The organism is Salinivibrio sp. AR647, from assembly GCF_001995415.1.
GTDB lineage: Bacteria > Pseudomonadota > Gammaproteobacteria > Enterobacterales > Vibrionaceae > Salinivibrio > Salinivibrio costicola.
Genome location: NZ_MUFE01000004.1, coordinates 151,017 through 171,534, shown reverse-complemented (window position 1 = coordinate 171,534; position 20,518 = coordinate 151,017). Strand labels below are relative to the sequence as shown.

At 47.8% G+C, this 20,518-nt stretch carries 22 protein-coding genes, 1 CRISPR repeat array and 2 riboswitches; of the genes, 7 read left to right on the top strand and 15 right to left on the bottom strand.

The features are described from left to right. The first annotated feature begins 25 nt into the window (after window positions 1-25). Window positions 26-670, top strand: coding sequence for an MBL fold metallo-hydrolase (locus BZG76_RS06500; RefSeq protein ID WP_077460613.1), 645 nt, complete (start codon window positions 26-28; stop codon window positions 668-670). Between the two features lie 114 nt (window positions 671-784). Here the strand turns inward: BZG76_RS06500 and BZG76_RS06495 are convergent, their stop codons facing one another. Then, window positions 785-1,468, bottom strand: a complete 684-nt coding sequence (locus BZG76_RS06495; protein ID WP_077460612.1) for a DUF2982 domain-containing protein — start codon at window positions 1,466-1,468, stop codon at window positions 785-787. A 266-nt stretch (window positions 1,469-1,734) separates the two neighbouring features. Here BZG76_RS06495 and BZG76_RS06490 point away from each other — a divergent pair, with 266 nt between their 5' ends. Then, a complete protein-coding gene (locus BZG76_RS06490; protein ID WP_021023613.1) occupies window positions 1,735-2,100 on the top strand; it encodes a hypothetical protein in 366 nt (121 codons plus the stop codon). Window positions 2,101-2,376: 276 nt separating this feature from the next. Then, on the top strand, window positions 2,377-2,811 hold the full coding sequence (locus BZG76_RS06485) for a hypothetical protein (RefSeq protein WP_077460611.1): 435 nt from the start codon (window positions 2,377-2,379) through the stop codon (window positions 2,809-2,811). Window positions 2,812-2,819: 8 nt separating this feature from the next. Here the strand turns inward: BZG76_RS06485 and BZG76_RS06480 are convergent, their stop codons facing one another. After that, window positions 2,820-3,227 (bottom strand): hypothetical protein, encoded by a 408-nt coding sequence (locus BZG76_RS06480; RefSeq protein WP_131825315.1) that lies wholly within the window; start codon window positions 3,225-3,227, stop codon window positions 2,820-2,822. Window positions 3,228-3,425: 198 nt separating this feature from the next. Here BZG76_RS06480 and BZG76_RS06475 point away from each other — a divergent pair, with 198 nt between their 5' ends. After that, window positions 3,426-4,043 carry a thiopurine S-methyltransferase gene (locus BZG76_RS06475; protein ID WP_077460609.1) on the top strand — a complete coding sequence of 206 codons (618 nt, stop codon included), beginning with the start codon at window positions 3,426-3,428 and terminating at the stop codon, window positions 4,041-4,043. A gap of 43 nt (window positions 4,044-4,086) precedes the next feature. Here the strand turns inward: BZG76_RS06475 and BZG76_RS06470 are convergent, their stop codons facing one another. The 6 genes from BZG76_RS06470 to BZG76_RS06445 all read right to left on the bottom strand — a co-directional run bounded on the left by BZG76_RS06470 (window position 4,087) and on the right by BZG76_RS06445 (window position 9,882). Further along, window positions 4,087-4,986, bottom strand: a complete 900-nt coding sequence (locus BZG76_RS06470) for a DMT family transporter (protein WP_198532303.1) — start codon at window positions 4,984-4,986, stop codon at window positions 4,087-4,089. Window positions 4,987-5,081: 95 nt separating this feature from the next. Then, window positions 5,082-5,978: a cytidine deaminase gene (gene cdd, locus BZG76_RS06465; protein WP_077460607.1), complete on the bottom strand. Its 897-nt coding sequence runs from the start codon at window positions 5,976-5,978 to the stop codon at window positions 5,082-5,084. 199 nt (window positions 5,979-6,177) lie between these two features. Next, the gene (locus BZG76_RS06460) at window positions 6,178-6,918 is read right to left on the bottom strand and encodes an ABC transporter substrate-binding protein (protein WP_077460606.1); all 741 of its coding nucleotides are present in this window, start codon (window positions 6,916-6,918) and stop codon (window positions 6,178-6,180) included. Window positions 6,919-6,996: 78 nt separating this feature from the next. Next, the gene (locus BZG76_RS06455; RefSeq protein WP_241824054.1) at window positions 6,997-7,494 is read right to left on the bottom strand and encodes a hypothetical protein; all 498 of its coding nucleotides are present in this window, start codon (window positions 7,492-7,494) and stop codon (window positions 6,997-6,999) included. A gap of 213 nt (window positions 7,495-7,707) precedes the next feature. Continuing rightward, entirely contained in the window at window positions 7,708-9,129 is a 1,422-nt protein-coding gene (sbcB, locus tag BZG76_RS06450; protein ID WP_077460666.1) for an exodeoxyribonuclease I, read from the bottom strand. 168 nt (window positions 9,130-9,297) lie between these two features. Beyond that, the gene (locus BZG76_RS06445; protein ID WP_077460605.1) at window positions 9,298-9,882 is read right to left on the bottom strand and encodes an FMN-dependent NADH-azoreductase; all 585 of its coding nucleotides are present in this window, start codon (window positions 9,880-9,882) and stop codon (window positions 9,298-9,300) included. A 307-nt stretch (window positions 9,883-10,189) separates the two neighbouring features. On the opposite strand from BZG76_RS06445, the gene BZG76_RS06440 reads away from it, so the two are divergent. After that, the gene (locus BZG76_RS06440; RefSeq protein WP_236719564.1) at window positions 10,190-10,864 is read left to right on the top strand and encodes an HAD family hydrolase; all 675 of its coding nucleotides are present in this window, start codon (window positions 10,190-10,192) and stop codon (window positions 10,862-10,864) included. 79 nt (window positions 10,865-10,943) lie between these two features. Here BZG76_RS06440 and BZG76_RS06435 read toward each other — a convergent pair whose 3' ends face one another. Further along, window positions 10,944-12,347, bottom strand: coding sequence for an alanine/glycine:cation symporter family protein (locus BZG76_RS06435; RefSeq protein WP_077460603.1), 1,404 nt, complete (start codon window positions 12,345-12,347; stop codon window positions 10,944-10,946). 80 nt (window positions 12,348-12,427) lie between these two features. Continuing rightward, window positions 12,428-12,505: riboswitch (glycine riboswitch) on the bottom strand. A 3-nt stretch (window positions 12,506-12,508) separates the two neighbouring features. Next, a riboswitch (glycine riboswitch) is annotated at window positions 12,509-12,596 on the bottom strand. A gap of 275 nt (window positions 12,597-12,871) precedes the next feature. Here BZG76_RS06435 and BZG76_RS06430 point away from each other — a divergent pair. Together BZG76_RS06430 and BZG76_RS06425 are read left to right on the top strand one after the other, a co-directional pair. Beyond that, window positions 12,872-14,041, top strand: coding sequence for a J domain-containing protein (locus tag BZG76_RS06430; RefSeq protein WP_077460602.1), 1,170 nt, complete (start codon window positions 12,872-12,874; stop codon window positions 14,039-14,041). Window positions 14,042-14,167: 126 nt separating this feature from the next. After that, window positions 14,168-15,331 (top strand): amidase family protein, encoded by a 1,164-nt coding sequence (locus BZG76_RS06425; RefSeq protein ID WP_077460601.1) that lies wholly within the window; start codon window positions 14,168-14,170, stop codon window positions 15,329-15,331. A gap of 333 nt (window positions 15,332-15,664) precedes the next feature. Here the strand turns inward: BZG76_RS06425 and BZG76_RS06420 are convergent, their stop codons facing one another. The 6 genes from BZG76_RS06420 to BZG76_RS06395 form a co-directional block, all read right to left on the bottom strand. Continuing rightward, window positions 15,665-15,934: a TIGR03643 family protein gene (locus tag BZG76_RS06420; RefSeq protein ID WP_077460600.1), complete on the bottom strand. Its 270-nt coding sequence runs from the start codon at window positions 15,932-15,934 to the stop codon at window positions 15,665-15,667. Window positions 15,935-16,152: 218 nt separating this feature from the next. Next, a CRISPR array of direct repeats spans window positions 16,153-16,421; the repeat unit is 28 nt; unit sequence GTTCACTGCCGCACAGGCAGCTTAGAAA. A gap of 498 nt (window positions 16,422-16,919) precedes the next feature. Continuing rightward, entirely contained in the window at window positions 16,920-17,204 is a 285-nt protein-coding gene (locus BZG76_RS06415; RefSeq protein WP_077460599.1) for a helix-turn-helix domain-containing protein, read from the bottom strand. Continuing rightward, window positions 17,197-17,520: a type II toxin-antitoxin system RelE/ParE family toxin gene (locus BZG76_RS06410; RefSeq protein WP_077460598.1), complete on the bottom strand. Its 324-nt coding sequence runs from the start codon at window positions 17,518-17,520 to the stop codon at window positions 17,197-17,199. The genes BZG76_RS06415 and BZG76_RS06410 overlap by 8 nt, the downstream gene beginning before the upstream one ends. A gap of 307 nt (window positions 17,521-17,827) precedes the next feature. After that, entirely contained in the window at window positions 17,828-18,175 is a 348-nt protein-coding gene (locus tag BZG76_RS06405; RefSeq protein WP_077460597.1) for a type II toxin-antitoxin system RelE/ParE family toxin, read from the bottom strand. Further along, window positions 18,144-18,380 (bottom strand): TA system antitoxin ParD family protein, encoded by a 237-nt coding sequence (locus BZG76_RS06400; RefSeq protein ID WP_021023597.1) that lies wholly within the window; start codon window positions 18,378-18,380, stop codon window positions 18,144-18,146. The genes BZG76_RS06405 and BZG76_RS06400 overlap by 32 nt, the downstream gene beginning before the upstream one ends. 224 nt (window positions 18,381-18,604) lie before the next feature. Then, a complete protein-coding gene (locus BZG76_RS06395; protein ID WP_077460596.1) occupies window positions 18,605-20,476 on the bottom strand; it encodes a bifunctional metallophosphatase/5'-nucleotidase in 1,872 nt (623 codons plus the stop codon). Between the last annotated feature and the right edge of the window lie 42 nt (window positions 20,477-20,518).

Below are 20,518 nucleotides of genomic sequence, written 5' to 3'. Positions count from 1 at the left end.
CTTATACAAAAGGAAGGCTAACTGTATGGCGTTGCATTATGAGATTGTGCCGGTCACGGCATTTCAACAAAACTGCTCGATTATTTGGTGCGACCAAACTCAAGACGCAGCGATCGTCGACCCAGGTGGTGACGTGGCTAAAATTCGCCAAGTGATTCATTCACTCAATGTCACCGTGACAAAAATCCTTCTTACTCACGGCCATTTAGATCACGTGGGTGGCACAGTAGAATTGGCTAACGCGCTTGATATTCCGGTGATTGGTCCGCACAAAGAAGATGCATTTTGGTTACAAGCCTTACCGGCACAGGCACAAATGTTTGGTTTTGCCCACGCCGAGCCGTTCGAGCCGGATCAGTGGTTAGTGCAAGGTGATACGGTCACCGTCGGCAAGCATACTTTGTCGGTCTTATTTACCCCCGGGCATACGCCAGGACATATTGTCTTTGTGGATGAAGAAAGCCGTACCGCATGGGTAGGCGATGTGTTATTTAACGGTGGTATTGGCCGTACCGACTTTCCAAAAGGCGATCACGCGACCTTGATTGACGCCATCAAGAACACGCTGCTTCCGGTGGGAGATGATGTGACTTTTATTCCCGGCCACGGTCCCACCTCAACGCTGGGCCATGAGCGTAAAACCAATCCTTTTCTTACCGGTGCTTTCTAACCCTTTTCACTCAACTGGCTTGTACTCAGAGTACGGGCCAGCTTGTTTGTTTTAGAGCCTGTTTGTTTAGAGCCTGTTTGTTTTGTTTAGAAGAGCCTATTTGTCCCAAGACCATTATTGCGTGCTGGCAGCAGCCAGATACCGTCTTGTCACCCCGATAAAGTCTTCTAGGGGGCGATCGAGTAAGTCTTCGCTGATAAAAATGTCATAACCTAACAATTCGCGCATATATCGCATACGATTGGCCAACATCGCCATCAGACCTTTATAAAGCACACCATTGGCACCACGATATGGGGTGTCATCAAACATCATATCTTCCAATGGCTTACTGGGTTTGCTTCCCGCACGACGGAAAGCTGTAATCAGTAATGCCCGTTGAGTCATGATGATATGAGTCACCATTCTCAAGCTAATACCATCTAATAATGCATCATAGTGTTTGATTTTAATCCCCATCCAAGGCAGTGGCTCGCCAAGGCCTTGCGGATAGATTTGAGGGATCCCTATCGTGTCAATATGGCGCCATTTGAGTGCCCAACCGCCACGAAAGCTGTGATGCTGTATATGCATAAATGAGAGCGAAAACGACAGTTGTACGCGCTGCAGAAGTTTATGTATGGCATATAAAATTGCGCCGATAGCGATCAGGCCGATAATGCCTTGCCCAAGTGACAAGGAGGGTTGGATTAAAAAAAAGCATACCAATGCAAATGCGACAACCATTGCGATTAGCATGCTCCATCGCGCCGCTTCAAATTGGGGCGGGTAGATTTTTATTGTCTTGAGTGCATCCATAATCTTCCATTCCACGCCATAGATAAAGCGGCGAGTACAAGCGTTTAGCCACGATTTACCTTGTAAGTGTACGATGAAAGTGTCTGATTAGTTTGCCTAAAAAACACCGAATAGGTAAACATTTGTCGCTGAATGTCACGAACTTTGCACCGACTAAGGGACGCTTACCTACAAAAGTGAGCTGAAATTTGGTATAACACGCGCTTTGTTTTTCACCCGCTGCTTTCAGCGAGCCTGAACGTAGTGCGTCGGAGTAGGATGATCGAATGAAAATTTCTCACAAACGTAAAGTACAAGGTAAACTCAACAAGCGTGTTAAGGCATCGTCGCCAGCGCGTCAACGTCCCGTAAAAGCGAAACCCGCGGTAGCGGCTAAACCGGCGGTAGACTCTGCAGCAAAAGCGCCCGTTGTGGATACCGTTTCGTCATTCACCCCTAAGCAGCAGCAAGTATTAGACATCGTTAAAGCCAATCCTGAAGGGATCAACCCGAAAGGCATTGGTCTGGCTGCAGGACAAGAAGACAGCAAAGCCGCTTCTTGGGCGACAGGTGCGTTGAAAAAACTGACCGAAGAGGGCGCAGTCGAGCGTGTTCAAATGGCCGCCAACAAGGTGATTTACAAAGCATCTTGATCAGTGTTTGCTCATCCGCTTAAGTCGTATGATTTGTCTTTGTACTTAAGCGGGTGTTCGATAACACCGCCTCTCAGTTACTTCATTTTGCCCATGCTAAGAAAATCGGTTTCTTTTCAACTATTTGTTTTCTTTGTGTTAAAAAAGCTTTTCGAAATAATCGTGTTACGTGTATAAAGCATGATCGAGTGCAAAATACTGTATAATCTTCCAGACATCTGTTTAAAACTGCTTATAGTGGGTGTATCCGCTTAGGTTTTAGTCTGGAGGTAAGCCATGGATGCGCTGTCAACCCAGCTGAAAACACCCACAGAGGTTGTTTTCGATTACACACATTTTTTGTGTGAAAGTCAGCAGCCCAATTGGACTTTTTTCGATATTTTTCGAAGCTTGTTGCCCATGTTTAATACTGTGCTTGAGTATCAAGCGGGTGGCGATCAATCACCACTAACCGCTCAAGAGCGCCTACAGCAAGACGCCGCGCGTGTGATGTCAGTGCGTCATACCGATACATCCAATTTGGTTCAACTGGCCGGTTTGGCTCGTGCGCAAGGAATTAAAGAACTCACTGTATTGATGCCTTATGCTTTAGAGTATCGGCAAATGGAGTCGATAAGCCACCAAACAGGCGCACAGCTTGAGTACAGTAATGAAAACCGCGAGTGGGTTAGATTTACTTTCATCTCTGACGTAGATGCCTGCCTGCACTGAAGCGCGTACTAATGACGTTGTGCCAATGTTGGATCGACGCGTGCGATCCACTGCTGATTGTGTTCGTAACAGGTTAAACGTGTCAGTGTGGGTGTAAACGCAATGATCGCACATGACGTATCTGCAGCCATTGCGGCGTCAATCAGTGCTTCATCGTCAAATCCATGGCGACGATAAATCATCCTTACCTGATTGGTATTAATTCCCCAATGGCTAAGCTGCTCAGCGTTCAATGAGCGGGGTGGATTAATGATCGTGATCCACTTTTGCTGTCGTGCTTTGAATGCTAACGCCTGTAACATCGACAGCCAATGGGCATTGATGGGTGTCTGTGCGTTCAACGCAGAGGAATAATAGCTACCGTCACGCATCTGTACTGACGTTTGCGTCGTTGCTTGATTTGACTCATTAGACATCGCGTACATAAAGCACCTGTATGTATGATCATTACTGTATGTATAAACAGTACTTGTTTGTGGACTGCCTCGCAAGTTACTCGTTGACTAATTTGTGATCAAGATCGTGAACAATTTCCACCCGTTTTTAAGCAATTGCTAATGAGATTGATTTAATAACTTGCTAAACTGGCCGCTTTTCATCTTCTCGGAGAAACCATGGAACAAGAATTTTGGCATCAGCGTTGGGCTGAAAATCAAATAGGGTTTCATCGGGACAGTGTGCACCCAATGCTTATGCGTTACTGGTCAACACTTTGTCCAATGCCCGATGAGACAGTACTGGTGCCTTTGTGTGGCAAATCCATCGATTTAAACTGGCTTGCGGAAAAACACGAACATGTGATTGGTGTAGAACTGAGTGATATCGCGGTACGGGCCTTTTTTTCAGAAAACCTGTATACCCCGCAAGTTCACCGTGCGCCGTCGGGTCATACACATTATTGTTTCGATGAGTTGGAGTTGATCAGTGGTGACTTTTTTACTGCACGTTTGAGCCCGGCTGCGCTGATCTACGATCGTGCCGCTTTGGTGGCGATGCCACCGTCGATGCGGGATCAGTATGTGCATCGTGTGCGTGATCTTTTAGCGCCGGGAGGCCGCCTATTACTGATCACCTTGTTTTATCCGCAGGCCGATGATAATCCGCCGTTTTCCATCGATACGTCAATAGTGGAAGAGGCGTTTTCAGGGCTCGATATTAGGTTGTTAGAGACGCAAACCGAGCCAGAGGGTGACCGAGGTGAGCAAGTCTGGTTGATAAAAGCCAACGCTTAGTGCTCGGTTTGCTAGAGCCATGCTCGGATAGCGCCGCTTTGCGCTAGACGGTTTTGACTCGAGGTTGATTAGACTGTCGTGATTCCCAGTGGGTAATAAAGAAAACGGCTGCGATAATAATGCCTGCGCCGAGCCATAGCCGACCAGGTGGAACCCAGCTGAATACCAGCCAACCAAAGAGGACGTTCAGCGGCAGTTTAGCGTGATCAAACGGCTGAACAAACGAGGCATCTGATACGGCATAGGCTTTGGCTATTGCCCACTGTGCGAGTGCGGTGAGCATTCCGGCACCGAACAACATCCACCATGCCGTTGCAGATGATGGCAGTGTCCAGTCAGGCACGGCCAAGAGTAGATTAAAGGGGGTGATCAACAAAAGGAGGTAAACGACCATCGTGGTCGGTGGATCGTAGGCTGATAACCGTTTCACCATTAATGAATAGGTCGCCCAAAAGAAAGCGGCGCCTATCGGCAGTAACGTTGCCCATGTAAAACCATTTGACCAAGGTTCTAGGATAATCATCGCGCCACAAAAACCCGCAAGTGTGGCCAAGCTACGTGCAATACCAACCCGTTCACGAAGAAATAGCCCTGATCCTATGGTTGCAAACAGCGGTGATGTCATTAGTAGGGCTATGCCTTGCCAAATGGGAACCGGATAAGCGAGCGCCCATAGCCAAAGTTGGATCCCAATAACAGAAATAAACACCCGCAAACAATGTTGCCCAAGGTGCTGGGTTTTTAAAGATTGACGAATCCCCAGTTGCTTTAACCAGGGGATCATGGCCACTAAGGCAATGGCATATTGAATAAAAGCAACGGTCGTCGAAGGCAAGCCCAACTTGAAGCTAACATATTGAGAAAGGCTGTTGACTAATGCGAAGCATAAGCCTGCCGTGAGCATCCAGGCCGCGCCTTGGAGGGGATGATGAACTTGTTTCATTACCGTGACAATCCGAAAAAAGACGTACGGATAGTAGCGCAAATTAGGCCTCAGAGCGATCAGAAATCCCCGCTGAGGCCAAACGCATCATGTGGTTAAGTTGAAAGGGTCGAATAGACGAAAGGAATATCAGGATCCATCGCGTCCAATGTGGCTTGGGTATCGGTCAGATGACTCACCGTACTGTTTGTCATCTCGGCTAGCGCCACCGCCCGAATGTCGTCCCAGTGATAGCCGGCCATATTGGTCGCAATGAGCGCCACTTGAAGCGGGGGTAAACTCGGGTTAAACGCTGCATTTTCGGCATACATCCCAGAGAAAAAAGCCCCATCAGATGTTTCAACGGCCACGCCGCTGTAGTTACCCGAATACGGTGCATGACTTCGGTTCGCTGCATCGGCGGCAGCTTTGAGTAGTGGGATATCAATATCGTCTGTGAATAACTGGTGTGGCGCGTCAGTTAATAAACGTGATTCCACTCCCAAATCGGCAGGACCAAAGGACTCTGGTAAATACGTATGTAACGGTTTGGGATCCGTTTTTGGTAGCTGAATGGTGAGTGATTCTGCACCGTTTAGCTCATTCATAAACTGACGGCAATGACCACATGGGCTGTAGTTGATCGTGATATCGGTTAAGCGAGTTGCCCCTTTGGTCCACGCATGGGCAATCGCGCATTGCTCGGCGTGAATGGTTTGGCCTAGTTGCACCCCTGTGAACTCAATATTGGCTCCCAAGTATAGGGTGCCATCTTCGCCACGAACGATGGCGCCAACGTTAAACGTTGATATCGGAGTCACCGCATAAGCCGCCGCTATTGGCAATAGAGTAAGACGCAATGCGGCGCCAGATAGGCCACTTTCGGCTTCCATTTGCGCCACTTGCTCTGGTGAAAATGTCGCACCAAAGTGTGTGTCAGTTATCCAATCAGAGACAACGCGTTGTAATGCGTCGGGCAATTGTGTCAGTGCATCGGTTAGTGCAGTTCGCATAGCATCACTTCTTAGTCATTAACGGAGGCTCAGTGTAGGGAAGCACCTCTGATAATTATGTGATTAGAGTCACGCATAATATGCAAGACCGATTTCGTTGCTGAAAGTTAGAGTGACATCAATATTTTTATGCTTAAAATGCAGTCGCTATGAACGCTATGAACGCTATGAACGCTTTGATAGGCGGTGGTGGCAGGGATTATTCAGGTTGCCAGTCCACGTAAGGGCGATGAACTTTTCGATAAGCTTTCTCCAATTGCCCACTGTTGCGAAGGCGAGTAATCAATGTCGTTAGGTAAGCATCAATTGGCTTTCCTTGCTCGCCTTTGGGAATCACAAATACATCTTGTAAGTCGGCAAAGTGCGCACGATGAATATGTGTTAATCCCAATTGTTTAAGTATCATGTCGGCCTCTTCCTGAGCCCAAACAAAGCCATCAATACGACCTGCTGCCAGCCGAAGCAATGACTGTTTGATACCATGAGAGCGTGCAACGTTAAACGGCATGTAATAAGGCACGGCTTCTATGTTATAGCGTTCCGGTTCGGCCCAAAGCTCATCGACAGGTAACGGATTATTCTTATTTGTGTATAAAACATGGGTAACATCACCAAATGATTCGCGACTAAACGCAAACGGTAGATCGGTAACAGTACTCGGAGGGCGAACGGCAGGTAACATCATATCTGCACGGCCTTGTACGATGCCATTAATCGCACGATGAATGGGAAATACCTCGATCTCAATGTGAGTATTCGGGTCTTGGTCATCAAGAAAGTGAACAAAATCGACGAAAGGGCCTGATTGGTCAAGGTTGATCAGGCCTGGAAGCTCTCCCATATATAGCTTGATGACGTGGTTGGACTCGCTTCTAGCAACAGCCGATAAACTAATAAATATAGATATCATGGCGGCAATAACAATTGATCTGGCGAGCATGAACCTTCCTTACTGACTCGAATAGGCACGTGACTTAGCTTGTGTATTTCAGCGCCCAAAAAACATCAAAGCTGTGCACTAGGTGAGTAACGCAGTAATGCCAATAATGAGGCTTGCGGTCGCAATCAACACAATAAGCGGTTTTGTAATGCTAAAAGAGGGATCCCCTAATGCCGGTGATTGCGTTGCCGGAGGTGGGGTGAGATCAGGTTGATTTTCCGCCGGTGTGGTTGGCCGTTGCGCAAAGGTTTGTTGGGGTAAAGCAACACGAAAACCAAACTCGCCAACCACGTCAAAGGGCAAGCACTTTTTACCGTTGCGGTAAGACTTAGCCATGAGCGAAGTGACCACACTTTGGTGTTGTGCAAAAGAACTGTCGGGTAATGCGACTTGTTTAAACAAGGTGCGACTTGACAACACCTCGCCTGCGTAATAACAAAGCATTTCGAGCATTCGTGATTCTTCATACGACAAAACCGTGATTGCCTGATCCGTCCAATACAGTGTGCGGCTCTCTGGCTCAAAATCTACTTCAGGAAAACGGTAACAGCGTGTATTTACTTTTGTTGTCATCATCAAGCCCACTCCAAACGACAGCTTTTATAAAAGTGTGGACTCAAATCACAGAACTGCAACTCGTTAGCATGTCTTTTTTGGGTCTAGTTATGCAGGCATGATGTTGAATTTTCTGATTTTATAAGGAATAACAATAGATTAAAAAAAGCACAACCGCTATGGCGCCATAACGGTTGTTGAACCTATCGAAAAACACGACATCGTATATCGAGGCTAACCGACTAATGATTCGACGTAATGGTAAACCGCTTTTAAGATACGGACCTTGTGCTCATCCGCCTGATGATGATCCGCCAGTTGCTGTAGGTTGTCCATGTACGTGGGAAGGTGTGTTTCAAAATAATCGCGGCGGTGCATAAACCATTTTTTTTGTTCATCGTCAGTAAGTGTCCACGGATAGTTGCGGGCACGATAACGAAACAACAGAGGTTTGATGCGCCAATCGTCGACACTCAAGTCAATCCCGGCAAGGTTTTCTGGATCTTGCGCGCGGATAATGTCCATCGCGCTGCGATCACTTTTTGAAAAAAAGCCAGCATACAGTGCGTTATCAACATCTTGATTGTCAAAGGGCTTGGATTGCGCGAAGACAGCCACCAGCTTCTCTCGGATTTCGGGCGCCGCCTTTAGTGCTTTAAGATGTTGAAGACATGCTTCTCTATCCACGCCAAGACGCGCGGCATCGTCAGGACGAAGTACTTTGGCATCGGCTAAGACCGGGCATTTATTGATATGGATAAGCTTTAATGGTGCCGGCAATTGGTCGTCACTCAATGCTTGACGAGGAGTATATAAACGCTCACGGAGGGCATCGGCATCAAGCGCGAATAAAGGTGAAGGATCGCGGGCAAGATCAACGGTGATCACGGCATTGGGGTTGTCAGGATGCCATGCCACTGGCACAACCCAACTGGTGTTGCCTCGCTCGGTGCCAAACATACCTGAGACATGTACCAGTGGTGTCATGTTGACCACGTCAATCAGGTGCTTAATTTTATTCTTATGGCGGTGAGTGAGAAGGTAATCAAACAACCGGGGTTGCGCGGCTTTCACTTTTTTCGCTAACTCAATGGTCGCGTGCACATCCGCCATGGCGTCATGCGCATCACTGTGTTCAATGCCATTGGCGACGGACAAGTTTTCTAACTTAAAACTGGGCTTACCGTTTTCGTCATGTGGCCATTCAATCCCTTCCGGCCGCAACGCATAACAAGCGCGCATCACATCGAGTAAATCCCAGCGCGAGTTTCCGTTTTGCCAGCTCCACCCATATGGGTCAAAAAAGTTACGATATAAGGTATAACGTGTCACTTCGTCATCAAACCGAACATTGTTATAGCCAATTACACAGGTGTTCGGTTGGGACAGAGCCGCATGGATTTGGGCAATAAACTCGGGTTCGGGCAGCCCTTTTTTCAGTGCGAGTTGCGGGGTAATGCCTGTGACCAAACAAGCTTCTGGGGCCGGCAAGTAATCATTGGGGGGCTGACAAAATAGCACCAGAGGCTCGCCAATAATATTAAAATCACTGTCGGTGCGAACGCCAGCAAATTGGCAAGGCCTGTCTTTACCCGGATGGGTACCGAACGTCTCAAAGTCGTAAATAAAAAAGGTTGGCTGGTCCGCGTCTGTCACAATCGAATCCAATTTGATCAAACAAAAGAAAGCAGAGTCAATACCCTGCGATAAGTGCTCATGGTAACACTGGCAGGACGTATCACCAATCCTGTCGGTGATAAGATCAAATGCATCAAAGCCTGCAACGAGGCAGGCTCTGATCAATCATTTACAAACAAAGACGCATTAAGAGGTAAGGCGCTTCAGTGTTTGCTTCGCCTCGTCGATGGCTTTTGTCGCGCTTTCTTCGCCCATAGCGAGGCCTTCTGCATAGACAAACTCAACATCTGTGATCCCAATAAAGCCAAGCACCGTTTGCATATATCCGGTGACATGATCCGTGTCTCCTCCTTTATGCATCCCCCCTCGTGTGGTGACCACAATGGCGCGCTTACCGGTTAGCAGGCCTTCAGGCCCGTTTTCGGTATAGCGGAACGTTACCCCTGCACGGGCAACCAGATCAATCCATGCTTTTAACTGCACGGGGATGGTAAAGTTATACATAGGTGCCGCGATCACTAGGGTATCGCTTTGTTGTATTTCTTCAATCAGTTGGTCCGATGCTTGTTGCACCTGTTGTTGCGGCTCGGTGAGCTCGTCTGCACCACGCAAACCACCGACGTTATTTCCTGTTAGCGTAGGCAAAGGAGTCGCCGCCAGATCGCGCTCAATCAGCGTCTCTGGAGACAGGGAATCCACTACACTGTCAATGACTGCGTTTGAGCTAGAGTAGGGGCCGAGAATGCTTGATTTTAAGACCAGCGCTTTCATATATTTCTCCTTAAAATGGGTTGGCGTGATTCAGCACACGTTAGAGTGTAGAGAAACGACACGGTAAAACCAGCGTATAAATTCGTTAAACTTGTTCAAAATTTTTGTTGGGCCCGGTTATTTCTCACGGTAGCGTTGCGCTGAGTGAATAGGGGCGTATGATGTCGCCCGATAGTCGTCCAGAATGTAAAAATAATGTTATAATGCTCGTTGTGTTGATAAAAAACGAAGATCAAGAACGGCAAAGCGCCCGATCAAATCACAAGTCGGTCACTTGTGGGACACAACGGGATTTGAGGAAATGTGCGTGAAAAACTTATTTATGTTAGACGTGGACGGTACGCTGGTAGACAGCTGCCAAATGGACCACGAGTGTTTCAGCCAGGCGATTGATGAAGTCACAGGTTTAGCGGTTCCAGATAATTGGGGAAGCTACACCAATGTGACCGATGCGGGGATCATCGAAGAGTTAATCGACACCCATGGACTCAACCATGACAAGATCAGGCTGTTTAGAGAGATCAAACGGGTGTTTAGGCAAAAATTGGCGGTTAGGATTGCAGAGAAAGGCTTAGCGCCAATTCCCGGCGCGGTGGAATTTGTAGAACACATGCGCCATGTGCCCTCGGTTGAATTAGCCATTGCCACCGGCGGGTGGGAAGAAACCGCACGGATGAAGTTAAAAGCGGCAGGTTTTAATATCGACGGCATTGTATTTTCATCTTGCTCCGATGCCATGAGCCGGAGTGAAGTCATGGCGTTGGCGGCATTTCGAGCCAAACAAGATTACGGTGTGTATTTTGATCGTCGAATCTATTTCGGTGATGGTGTATGGGATAAGCAAGCCACGCAATCACTGAACTATGAATTCGTCGCGGTGGGTGACAAGGTAGAGCACGAGGTGCGGGTGAATCACTTTATCAATCCTCAAGCAATTCTTGGTAAGTTAGGGATTGAGGAAGCTGAGCGTCAATACGCTTAATCCCTCTCGCCCCACATATGCACAACAAGCCGGTTCAGTCTATGAACCGGCTTTTTTGTACAAAGTAACTGTCACGCGATCATGATGATTGTGAACAGGGTTGCGCTATCTCGCTGGCCTGGTCACTGTCTTGTGACGAAAAATACGCTTGGGTCTCTTCAATCACGACTTTACGCAGCAGTAACAAACCGATGAGGTTGGGGACCGCCATTAAGCCATTAACAATATCGGCAAGAATCCAGATCGTATTCAGTTGAATAAAGGCACCGGATGCGATCAAGCCGATAAAGAATAGTTTATAGATATAAATCGCTTTTTTGCCAAACAAGTACGCGACGCAGCGCTCGCCATAGTAGTGCCAGCCTAAAATCGTCGTGAAGGCGAAAAAGAGTAGGCCGATATTTACTAACATAGGGCCAATGCTGCTCTCCATGCCCACGGCAAAGGCATGCGATGTCATTGCTGCTCCCGCTAATTCGCCTGACCATGATTGCGTTAAAATTAACGTTAACCCTGTCATGGTACAAATCACCAAGGTATCGATAAAGGTGCCTGTCATTGATACCAACCCTTGCTCAACGCACGAGTCGGTTTTAGCGGCCGCCGCGGCAATGGGGGCACTCCCTAGGCCAGACTCGTTAGAGAACACACCACGAGCAATCCCTGATTGAATGGCGAGCATCATACCTGCCCCAGCAAAGCCGCCGGTGGCTGCCATGCCGTTAAACGCGGACTCAAACACCAGGCCAACCGCATGGGGTAATTGGGATATATTGGCGCCGAGTACCCACAAGCAGGCAGCGACGTATAATACGGCCATCACAGGAACGATTTTGGCGGCGACGGCCGAGATAGATTTCACGCCCCCGATAGTCACTAACGCCACTAGCACCGTAAGGATAGCAGCGACGGCAACGGTGGGAATATTAAACAAATGGGTCGCGGCGCTACTAATGGCGTTCACCTGTGGGAAAGTGCCAATACCAAAACAAGCCACGCCGATGCCGAATAGGGCAAATAATTTGGCTAATATCGGCTTGCCGGCGCCTTTGGATAGGTACATCATCGGCCCGCCAAGCATATTACCTTTATGATCGGTTTCGCGGTATTTCACCGCCAGTAAACACTCAGCGTATTTGGTCGCCATCCCTAAAAAAGCGGCTAACCACATCCAAAATAGTGCGCCTGGGCCCCCTAACGAAATTGCTGTGGCAACCCCGATAATATTACCGGTACCAATGGTGGCAGATAATGCGGTACATAGCGCGGCAAAACCAGAGACATCGCCTTGGCTGGTGGCATCAGAAGGTTTAAATATTTGCTTGAGCGCAAAGGGCAAACGGCGGAATTGGAGCAAGCCCAAGCGAACGGTAAAAAAGAGCCCGGTACCGGTTAATAACAATAAAAGCGGTGGGCCCCAAATCCAGTCGTCAATGGTGGCGAGAAGCGCGGGTATATCGGGTAGTTGTGAAAAAAATGGCATTAATCCCCCTTTAAACATCAAAGGAGAAGATAGACCACACTAATATTAACAAAAGTGCTACATATTGGGGTGGGTATCTCCTCTGTCCTTTTGCCTGAGAGTTTCACTTGAAAACAAGCTTGCTCCTTCGGCGCCCGAATTAACGGGTCTCTCCAGAGTTTCCTCCAACAGCAGTCCATACAATTAAGTGCCTGAAAGATTTACTTCTTCGGCGGATGGCATTTGCCATCTCTCTCCTGCTGTCTTCATAGGAACGTCGTTATGACGGAAAGTATGATAGATCACAGAAATATGAATGCAATGCAAAATTAAGTGAACAGGGCATTGTTCTTCTGAAAAGGTAAAAAATATCGCTTTATAGAAGGTTCTACTAGCTATAGATGCCGCGTGATATGTGTCAGTTGCCTAAGTGTGTCTTGCACTGATTAACGCCCGTTTTTAAACGAGATGGCTCAATGTTATAAGACATTGGCCGATATTATTATTACCATTAATCGGTAACCACTGACTCAACGAGCCCTAGCATGACCACTTGGAACGAACTTTTAGGCGTGAATGCCGGCGAAACGGCCGCGCAGGTTAAACAACGCTATAAGCGACTTTCTAGCCGTGTGCATCCGGATAAAGGTGGCAGCACTGGGTTGATGCAGCTGGTCAGTGAAGCATACCAGGCCGTTAAATTAGGGAAGGGCGACGATAGCGCTTTAGGGCAAACGCAAAACGAGGGAAGTCAGGCGGCGTTACGCAGCCAGGTTGCACGCCTGCAAAAAGAGTTAGCGGTGTTGCAGCAAGAAAACCGCACTCTCAAATCTCGTCAGGCCGGCCAACAAATTCCGGCACACCTCACGGCTAAAATTGCCAAACTTGAGTTTGATAATCGTCAGTGGCGAGAGCAGTACCAAAAACTTGAGCGTCAGCACCAATCATTAGACGGACAACATGCGCGCCTGACACGTGAGCACGACAAAGAAAAAAAAGAGGCCACACAACGCAACCGCGAGCTTAAAGACGCGTTAACGCGCGTGGAACAGCTAGAAACGGAGCTGACGCATAAAGCCACTCCAGTCACTTTAAAACCGGCCAAACCTGGGCTGGCTTGGCGTTGGGTATTGGCCTCATGGTGCGCCATTGCGCTGGTAATGGTGCCTATTGGGCAATGGCAACGGTGGCTTGCTCCACTTATCGGTGACAGCCAGCCTGATACCGCGCAACGTGTACGTATCATTAATCCCAAGCCACCAGCCTCTGAGCCGGTTGATACTGTTGCCGCCACTCAGTCGCCCGCAGCACCGCCACCGAGTTTACCGGCCGCACCGATGATTGAACTCAACCCGACGGCAGAAAAATGGCATATCAATCAATATACTGATATCGCCCAGCCGTATCTCGCGCTGCGTAGTCAACAAGGCTCATACATCGTGGCAAATTGCGTGGGCGATTTTTACATCTATTTGAACCGCAGTTATCAACCGTTGCGCGTGCCACCTAATCTCGATTACGTCGCACAGCGGCAGCATTTTCATGTGTATGCGATTCCTTATGGCCAAGGGGCATCTATCGATAGTTGGCAATTAGCACGTAAGGTACAAATATTCGATGACACCTTTGTGAGTGCTGATCTGACCCCGAAGTTAAGGGCGTTTGAACAATCGTGCCGACAAACATCGGATCTTACTGCGGTGAACCGTGAGTAGGCAGCGTTACCGCGAGTGTTCTCGGTTAAAGATGGCAACCGTCAGATAGAAGGAATTTCAACTCAGTATCGCCTGAATGTATTACACTGATCAGTAAGCAATAACACTTATTTGAGGCCAGTCACTATGCTCGATCAAGCGATGTTCGCGCACCAATTTGAGCCACCGCGGCAAGACAGTGCAAGCGGCGTATTTCGGCGCCACAAGATAGCGGTGTCGCATTCGGTATCGCTCGAAGCGTGTGTGTCAGGGATAGGCATTCCGGCTTGGTCGGAAACGCGCACAGCCGCAAGCCAAGATGCGGGCGTGGTGAAAACGATGATGGCGCAGGGTGCCAGTGTGATCGGCCAGGTGCAAATCGATCCGCTCGGCTTTAGTATCACCGGATTTAATCCTTTTTACGCCGAACTTCGCAACCCCCACTATCGTCAATACCGTGTGGGTGGTGCCAATGCCGGTATCGCAGTCGCAGTGGCGAAAAAACTGGCGGATCTGGGTTTAGGCAATGATGCGTTCGGGGGCGTGCGGATCCCCGCCGCGCATTGCGGCCTTTATGGCTATCGGCCCACGCCTGGTTTGGTCGATACTACCGGGATAATCGCCATGGCTGATACCTTTGATAATATTGGCGTGTGCAGTGCGAGTCTCGGACATTTAAGCCAGTTTCAAGAGCTGGTGGCAAAGCCCTCAACCGCGGTCACCAATATTCAAGGCGTGGTCATTGCTGAGCCAATTTTTGCCTTGTTTTACTCGGATGAAGCAATGAAGCAGGTCTATCAACACCTCGAACAGCTTCACCTTCCCCAAGAAACCACCTTAGCGATGAATAAATTAGTGCTTACTCGGGTAGAGAAAACCCAAGTTGCGATTGCCAGTCAAGAATTTTTACTGATGTATCAAGCTTGGCTAGACAGCGCCGAACTTGACTTACCTACCTCAACCCAAAGCTACCTTGAACGGCTGCGGGAAGTGGATTACAAAGCCCATTATCAGGCCAAGAAAACGCGCAAGCAGCTACGCGATACCATTACCGCCATGTGGCCGAGTGATAAGGTATTGATTATTCCCTCAACACCAGGCGCGATTTTGCCCCGTGATGCAGACCAACCCGCCAGTGATACCTTTAATCTCGCCCAGCGCCGCCTTATGGCGTTAGCCGATGTTTGTGGATTACCACAACTAACAATGCCTTTATTCACTCACGATAACGTGCCCTATGGGATAACGTTACTTGCTCATCCCTATAAAGATAAGTTGTTGATGGAAGTTGCGCGTCGATGGTTAAACTAAAGGATGGATTGCTTCCTTATCCTCAGCTTCGTCAAGAAATTTCTATAAAAAACCTTTTTACATCGGTAAATGCATGATTTATATGTTTTAAATAAGTTTTATGTTGTGCATTTACTATCAACAGAAACTGTGGATAACTGGTTGGATTAGTCGGTGTTTAACTTTTTAACTATTTGATATTTAATAGGTTAACTTAGTGCTTTATGAGTTTTGGCACGCAGGCCTCGTGGTATAAGAAAGTGACAAATTGGCTGTCACCTTCCCGTAACGTTTCGGAGACGCCCAATTAACGCATCCACGTTATTCACAAAACACGATCTATCGCTAAACCTATCACTTTTTGGCGGATTTTATTTTGTATTGCGTCTTGCAATGGCTACGTAAGACGTGCTCTGACCGTAGGGCCTGATGCTTGGTTCTACGCCCGCGCGTCCGCTCACGCCATACCTTAAAGCTGCGTGGTTTTAACTCGCGCCGCATCAAAGCGATGACGTCATCCTGACGCAAGCCATACAGCGTCTCAATCGCCTCAAAGGGGGTTCTATCTTCCCACGCCATTTCAATGATCCGGTCAATGTCTCCCGGTTGCTCGTTCAATGCCATATCGGTCTCCTTGCGCTAATGGCAAACAGTACGCGTAGAGCATGAAAGACCGATCAGCGTGAGCCCTCAGACTGAGCAATGCTTTTACCCTTGTTTTTGGGATATTTAGAAATAAATAGCGAATACAGTCAGTTACGACTGGGCGTTTTTAATAAGGGTAAAAAACGATTTTTATCCTAACGGCCTGTTGTCACAGGCTATTATTTCGTTATTCTATAGTTCACTGCCGCACAGGCAGCTTAGAAATTTCAAGTTCTGATAGGCGCGTCCGTACTCGTTGTTCACTGCCGCACAGGCAGCTTAGAAATATCCGACAAGCTCGAATTTGATTATAACAACGTTCACTGCCGCACAGGCAGCTTAGAAACAGAGGTGGCACCAATAAGGGCTTGTGCTTCGGTTCACTGCCGCACAGGCAGCTTAGAAAGATATAGAGAAGTCCATTAATGAGCGGCTAACGTTCACTGCCGCACAGGCAGCTTAGAAAAGATTAACGACCTGGCCGTCTGCCACGATCGAGGTTAATCGTTGGCCTCAATGTCGGATGGCGCGCGGCGTAAATCACACCAAGTTTGTACGATCGAGTTGGCGCTTATGCCGACCTACGCGAACTTTAACGTCGGTGATGTTATTGGCGTACATTGGTTATCGGAATAGCCAGTTTTGGCCCGATGATACCATTGGCGTAGGTGACACAAGCCCCGGCACGGTGTTGATATGTGCAAATTGCCAACGGGCGCCTGTCACGATCAGGGGTTAATCGTTGGCTCCGATGTCGGAGGCGCCAGTTGCACTGCGCGCGGCGCAAATCGTACCAAGTTTGCACGATTGAGTTGGCGCTTATGCCGACCTACGCACAGGCAGTTTAGACACTGAAAATAATTGTTTTTTTGATGTCAGTTCATTGTTAGTGTGTCGTGGCATCGAGGGAGTAGGGGATGGTTCAAGATCAATAAAAGCGTATGACTAGCAATGACCATACACGTCAATTTGACGCATGTTTATAGCCAAAGTTAAGCTTGCAGTTGCATGCTTTTGCATAGCTAAGCAGGGTTTTAAGGGTTGGATTACCTTTCCCTTTTTCAAGTCGAGAAATATTGCCTTCTTTCGTCCCCATACGTACTGCAACCTGCTGTTGAGTTAGCCCGGCCTGCTTACGCATGCTGAGTAACATATCGATCAATTCAAACTCAGGCGCCAATTCATCGTATGCTTGTTTCACGTCTGGGTTTTGTAGTGCTTTCGCTTTTAATGCTTGTAAGCTATTCACTTTTCACCTCTTTCATACGCCTTGTTGCCAATGCTAAGTCTTTCATTGGTGTCTTTTGACTTTTCTTCACAAATGCATGAAGGATATAGATGTTGGGGCCGTCTAAATAGCAGAATAGACTTCGTCCGATCCCTTCTTTTGCTTTGGCGCGAACTTCAAACAGGCCGTTACCTATTGATTTTGTGTGAGGAGGCCCCAAGTTTGCGCCATGTTTTTCTATTAGTTCAAGCAGCTTGAGCATTCGCGCTTGGATCTTAGGAGGCATGTTGAGAATACTCTCCTCCACGCCTTGGTAAAAAACGATGCTCCAGTTCATCTTTTACTTATTGTTATCATATATGATAAGTTTCTGTGGGTCAAAATCCACTCATCATACCGAGTAATCTTGGGCGATTAGTGTTATCTGATTCGCATAACAATCACACAGACAGCAGACTGCGATCTTTCTTGTTCACTGCCGCATAGGCAGCGTCGATGACACAAGCCCCAGCACGGTGTTGGATAGGTGCACATTGCCAACGGGGGGCCTGTCACGATCGAGCTGGCGCTTATGCCGAGTTACTTATAGACGGCATAGAAAGGGAAAGTGATCTCGTTGGGTTTCGGATTTTCATTCACTGTCACTAACGTCGATTTGGCGGTTCACCAATGATCTTTAAATCCGCTTTTCTGCGCTTTTTCATCGTCGCGTAGAAATTCTCGTGCGAGCTAATATTAAGCAGGTAGAGCTCGAGTTTGTTTTCAACCCAAGCGTAGCCAAGCAACACCTCTTGCCTGTCGAGCTTGAACTTGTGCACCCAAAGATAAGAGAGATCGCCTTTTTTCTGGGTGCCGAGCGTGGGCTCTTCAATGATTCTGTCTATCTCGTCCTCGACCACTTCACATTGCGCGTCGGACAGCTTGTTCATCTGCTTTTCAAAAACACGAGAGACGAAAACATCAATCTGATTGTCGTGGGGTCCGTCGCTCATAACGTTTTACCTTACCAAGTTTGACTTCTTCAGATGCAATCAGGGCTTCTTGCACAAAGCTATAGGGTAAATCAGGGTTCTCAGTCATGATTTTCCCAATTTTTGCCCAATACTCAATTTGCTTGGGCACAGAGCGCATTTCAGCTTCTGCATGCACTTTTACATCTGACACAAACTCATCATCTAACCGTACACTGGTTGGCATGATTCATTACCTCGCTTATATGTCTGTACAAGTCATTATGCGACAAAATGTCGCGCCTTGCAATTTGTTTAAGGCTGCGTGCCTGGCGTAATGCGCCAGTTGCACTGCGCCAGTTGCACTGCGCCAGTTGCACTGCGCACGGCTTATATCGTGATAATTCTTGATCATGGGCAGGGGTGTATGCGGCCGGGGTGTTACCGACCGCATAAGCTATACCAGCGAGCCTAGTTCAGCGCGTTGATGATGACGATTTCTCGTTCAAGGTTTTCTTTCTCTGTGCCTGTTGCCGTAGCGAGTTTTGCTTCACGAACGGCCAGTGCTTCGGCTTTTTCTTCTTTGGTGTTAAAACGTAAGCCTTTTACGTTGATCGCAGCAACGTTGGTATAACGCCCGTCGTCGCTACTTGGTACATCAATTTGCTTGCTGTTGACCAAATCTTTAATGATATTGCGTGTGTTAGTGTCAATATCTAGACCTTTTAACTGCCAGCGAGCCATAGGTTTGCCGGTATAAACGCCACCTTTTTCCTCTGTTAGATAGCGAATAGTCATATTTCTGATGGTACCTTCTTCTTCACCATAAGCTTGTTCTGAGTCGAACAGCACCGGAAAATCTTTTCCTTCTAACGCGCCACCTGCTTTGGTCAGGTGCCCCATTCGATAACTATTCATCCCGAGGTTTATCTCGGTTGTATCGGTAATTGGCTGTCCATCAGCAAAGGCTAAATCTGTTATGCGTTTTCCTGCCGGTTGAGTAAGATCAATGGTATAGGTGACTCCCGCAAAAAAGTCATTGGTTGAGTATTTCGATGCGCGACGTTCAGGGTTAAAGCTATAGGTGACATCACCCGGTTTGACTGAGTTGAAATAGTCAGCGGACCATTCCATATATTTGCGTAGATCTGCTCCGGTCATTTGATAGACAGTAATTTCGCCGCCAGCATATTGATAGTTATAGGCGATATCTTTTGCTTTAATCGGACCGACGTTTAGCTCGGCATTGTCATTATCAATTTGCAGAGCAATCACGTTGGCTTTTGGTGCATAGAAAAAACTGGCTTCTTGGAACAGTGCACTAATGCCAGTATCTTGAATGTGAACTTGCGGGATCCCTCGGATCTCATTCTGGGGGACCAAATCCACCCCTCTTAATTCCGCGACTTCGCGGTTTGCCATCGCACGAAGGCGTTGGTGGTAAGGCTGGTACAAGGTTTCCATTTCTGGATCTGACGCTGTGCCTTTAATTTTATAAGTAAAACTATCTTTGTTAACCAATGTGTATTGACCGTTTTTTTCCTCAAACGAGAGATCAATACGAGATAGAGCACGACCGTATTTATCCGGCTCAGTCACGATCACACCATTAACAACTGCTTTATCAATGCGAGTATGCATATGGCCGGCGACAATCGCATCAAGTTCTGGATTGGCATTGGCAATATCTGTGACCCCGGTATTCGCAATGTCGTTTTCATTATCCAGGCCCATGTGGGCGACTAAGATAAGAGCGTCGACATCATTTTTGAGTGTCTCGACCACTTTTTTAACTTCCAGTGAAGGGTTGGTAAAGGTCACGCCTTCGAGTCGCCCGGTGCCTTCGGCAAAAACTTGTGTCATCGGTGTATCCATACCAATTACACCCACTTTGATGCCATTTCGCTCGATGATGGTATGAGCGGGTAAAAAAGGGTTGCCGTCAGGTCGTTTAATATTGCCGCCGAGTGATTGTCCCTCAAATTGATCGAGCGAGCGCTGCAAAACATCCAAGCCAAAATCAAACTCGTGGTTACCCATGACCCATACATCATAATCCATTTGGTTAAAACCAAGCATCATTGGACTTGTCGCTTCATCCTTAAACGTCTCGACAAAGTTACCTTGAATGGTGTCACCCGCATCGACCATGATGACGTTTTTGTTGGTGCTACGAATATCCGCTACCTTGGTCGCGATCTGGCTCAAACTGCCACGCATATTGAGTTTGTCTGCCGCGTAATCCCATGGCATGAAATGGCCATGTAAATCTGATGTGCCAAGGATAGTGACATTATGCATATCCCCATCAGCGGCAAGAGTGGAGAACGAGAGTGAGAGCATGATCAGACTAGCGAGTGCGTTTTTTTTTCATCAGAGAGTACC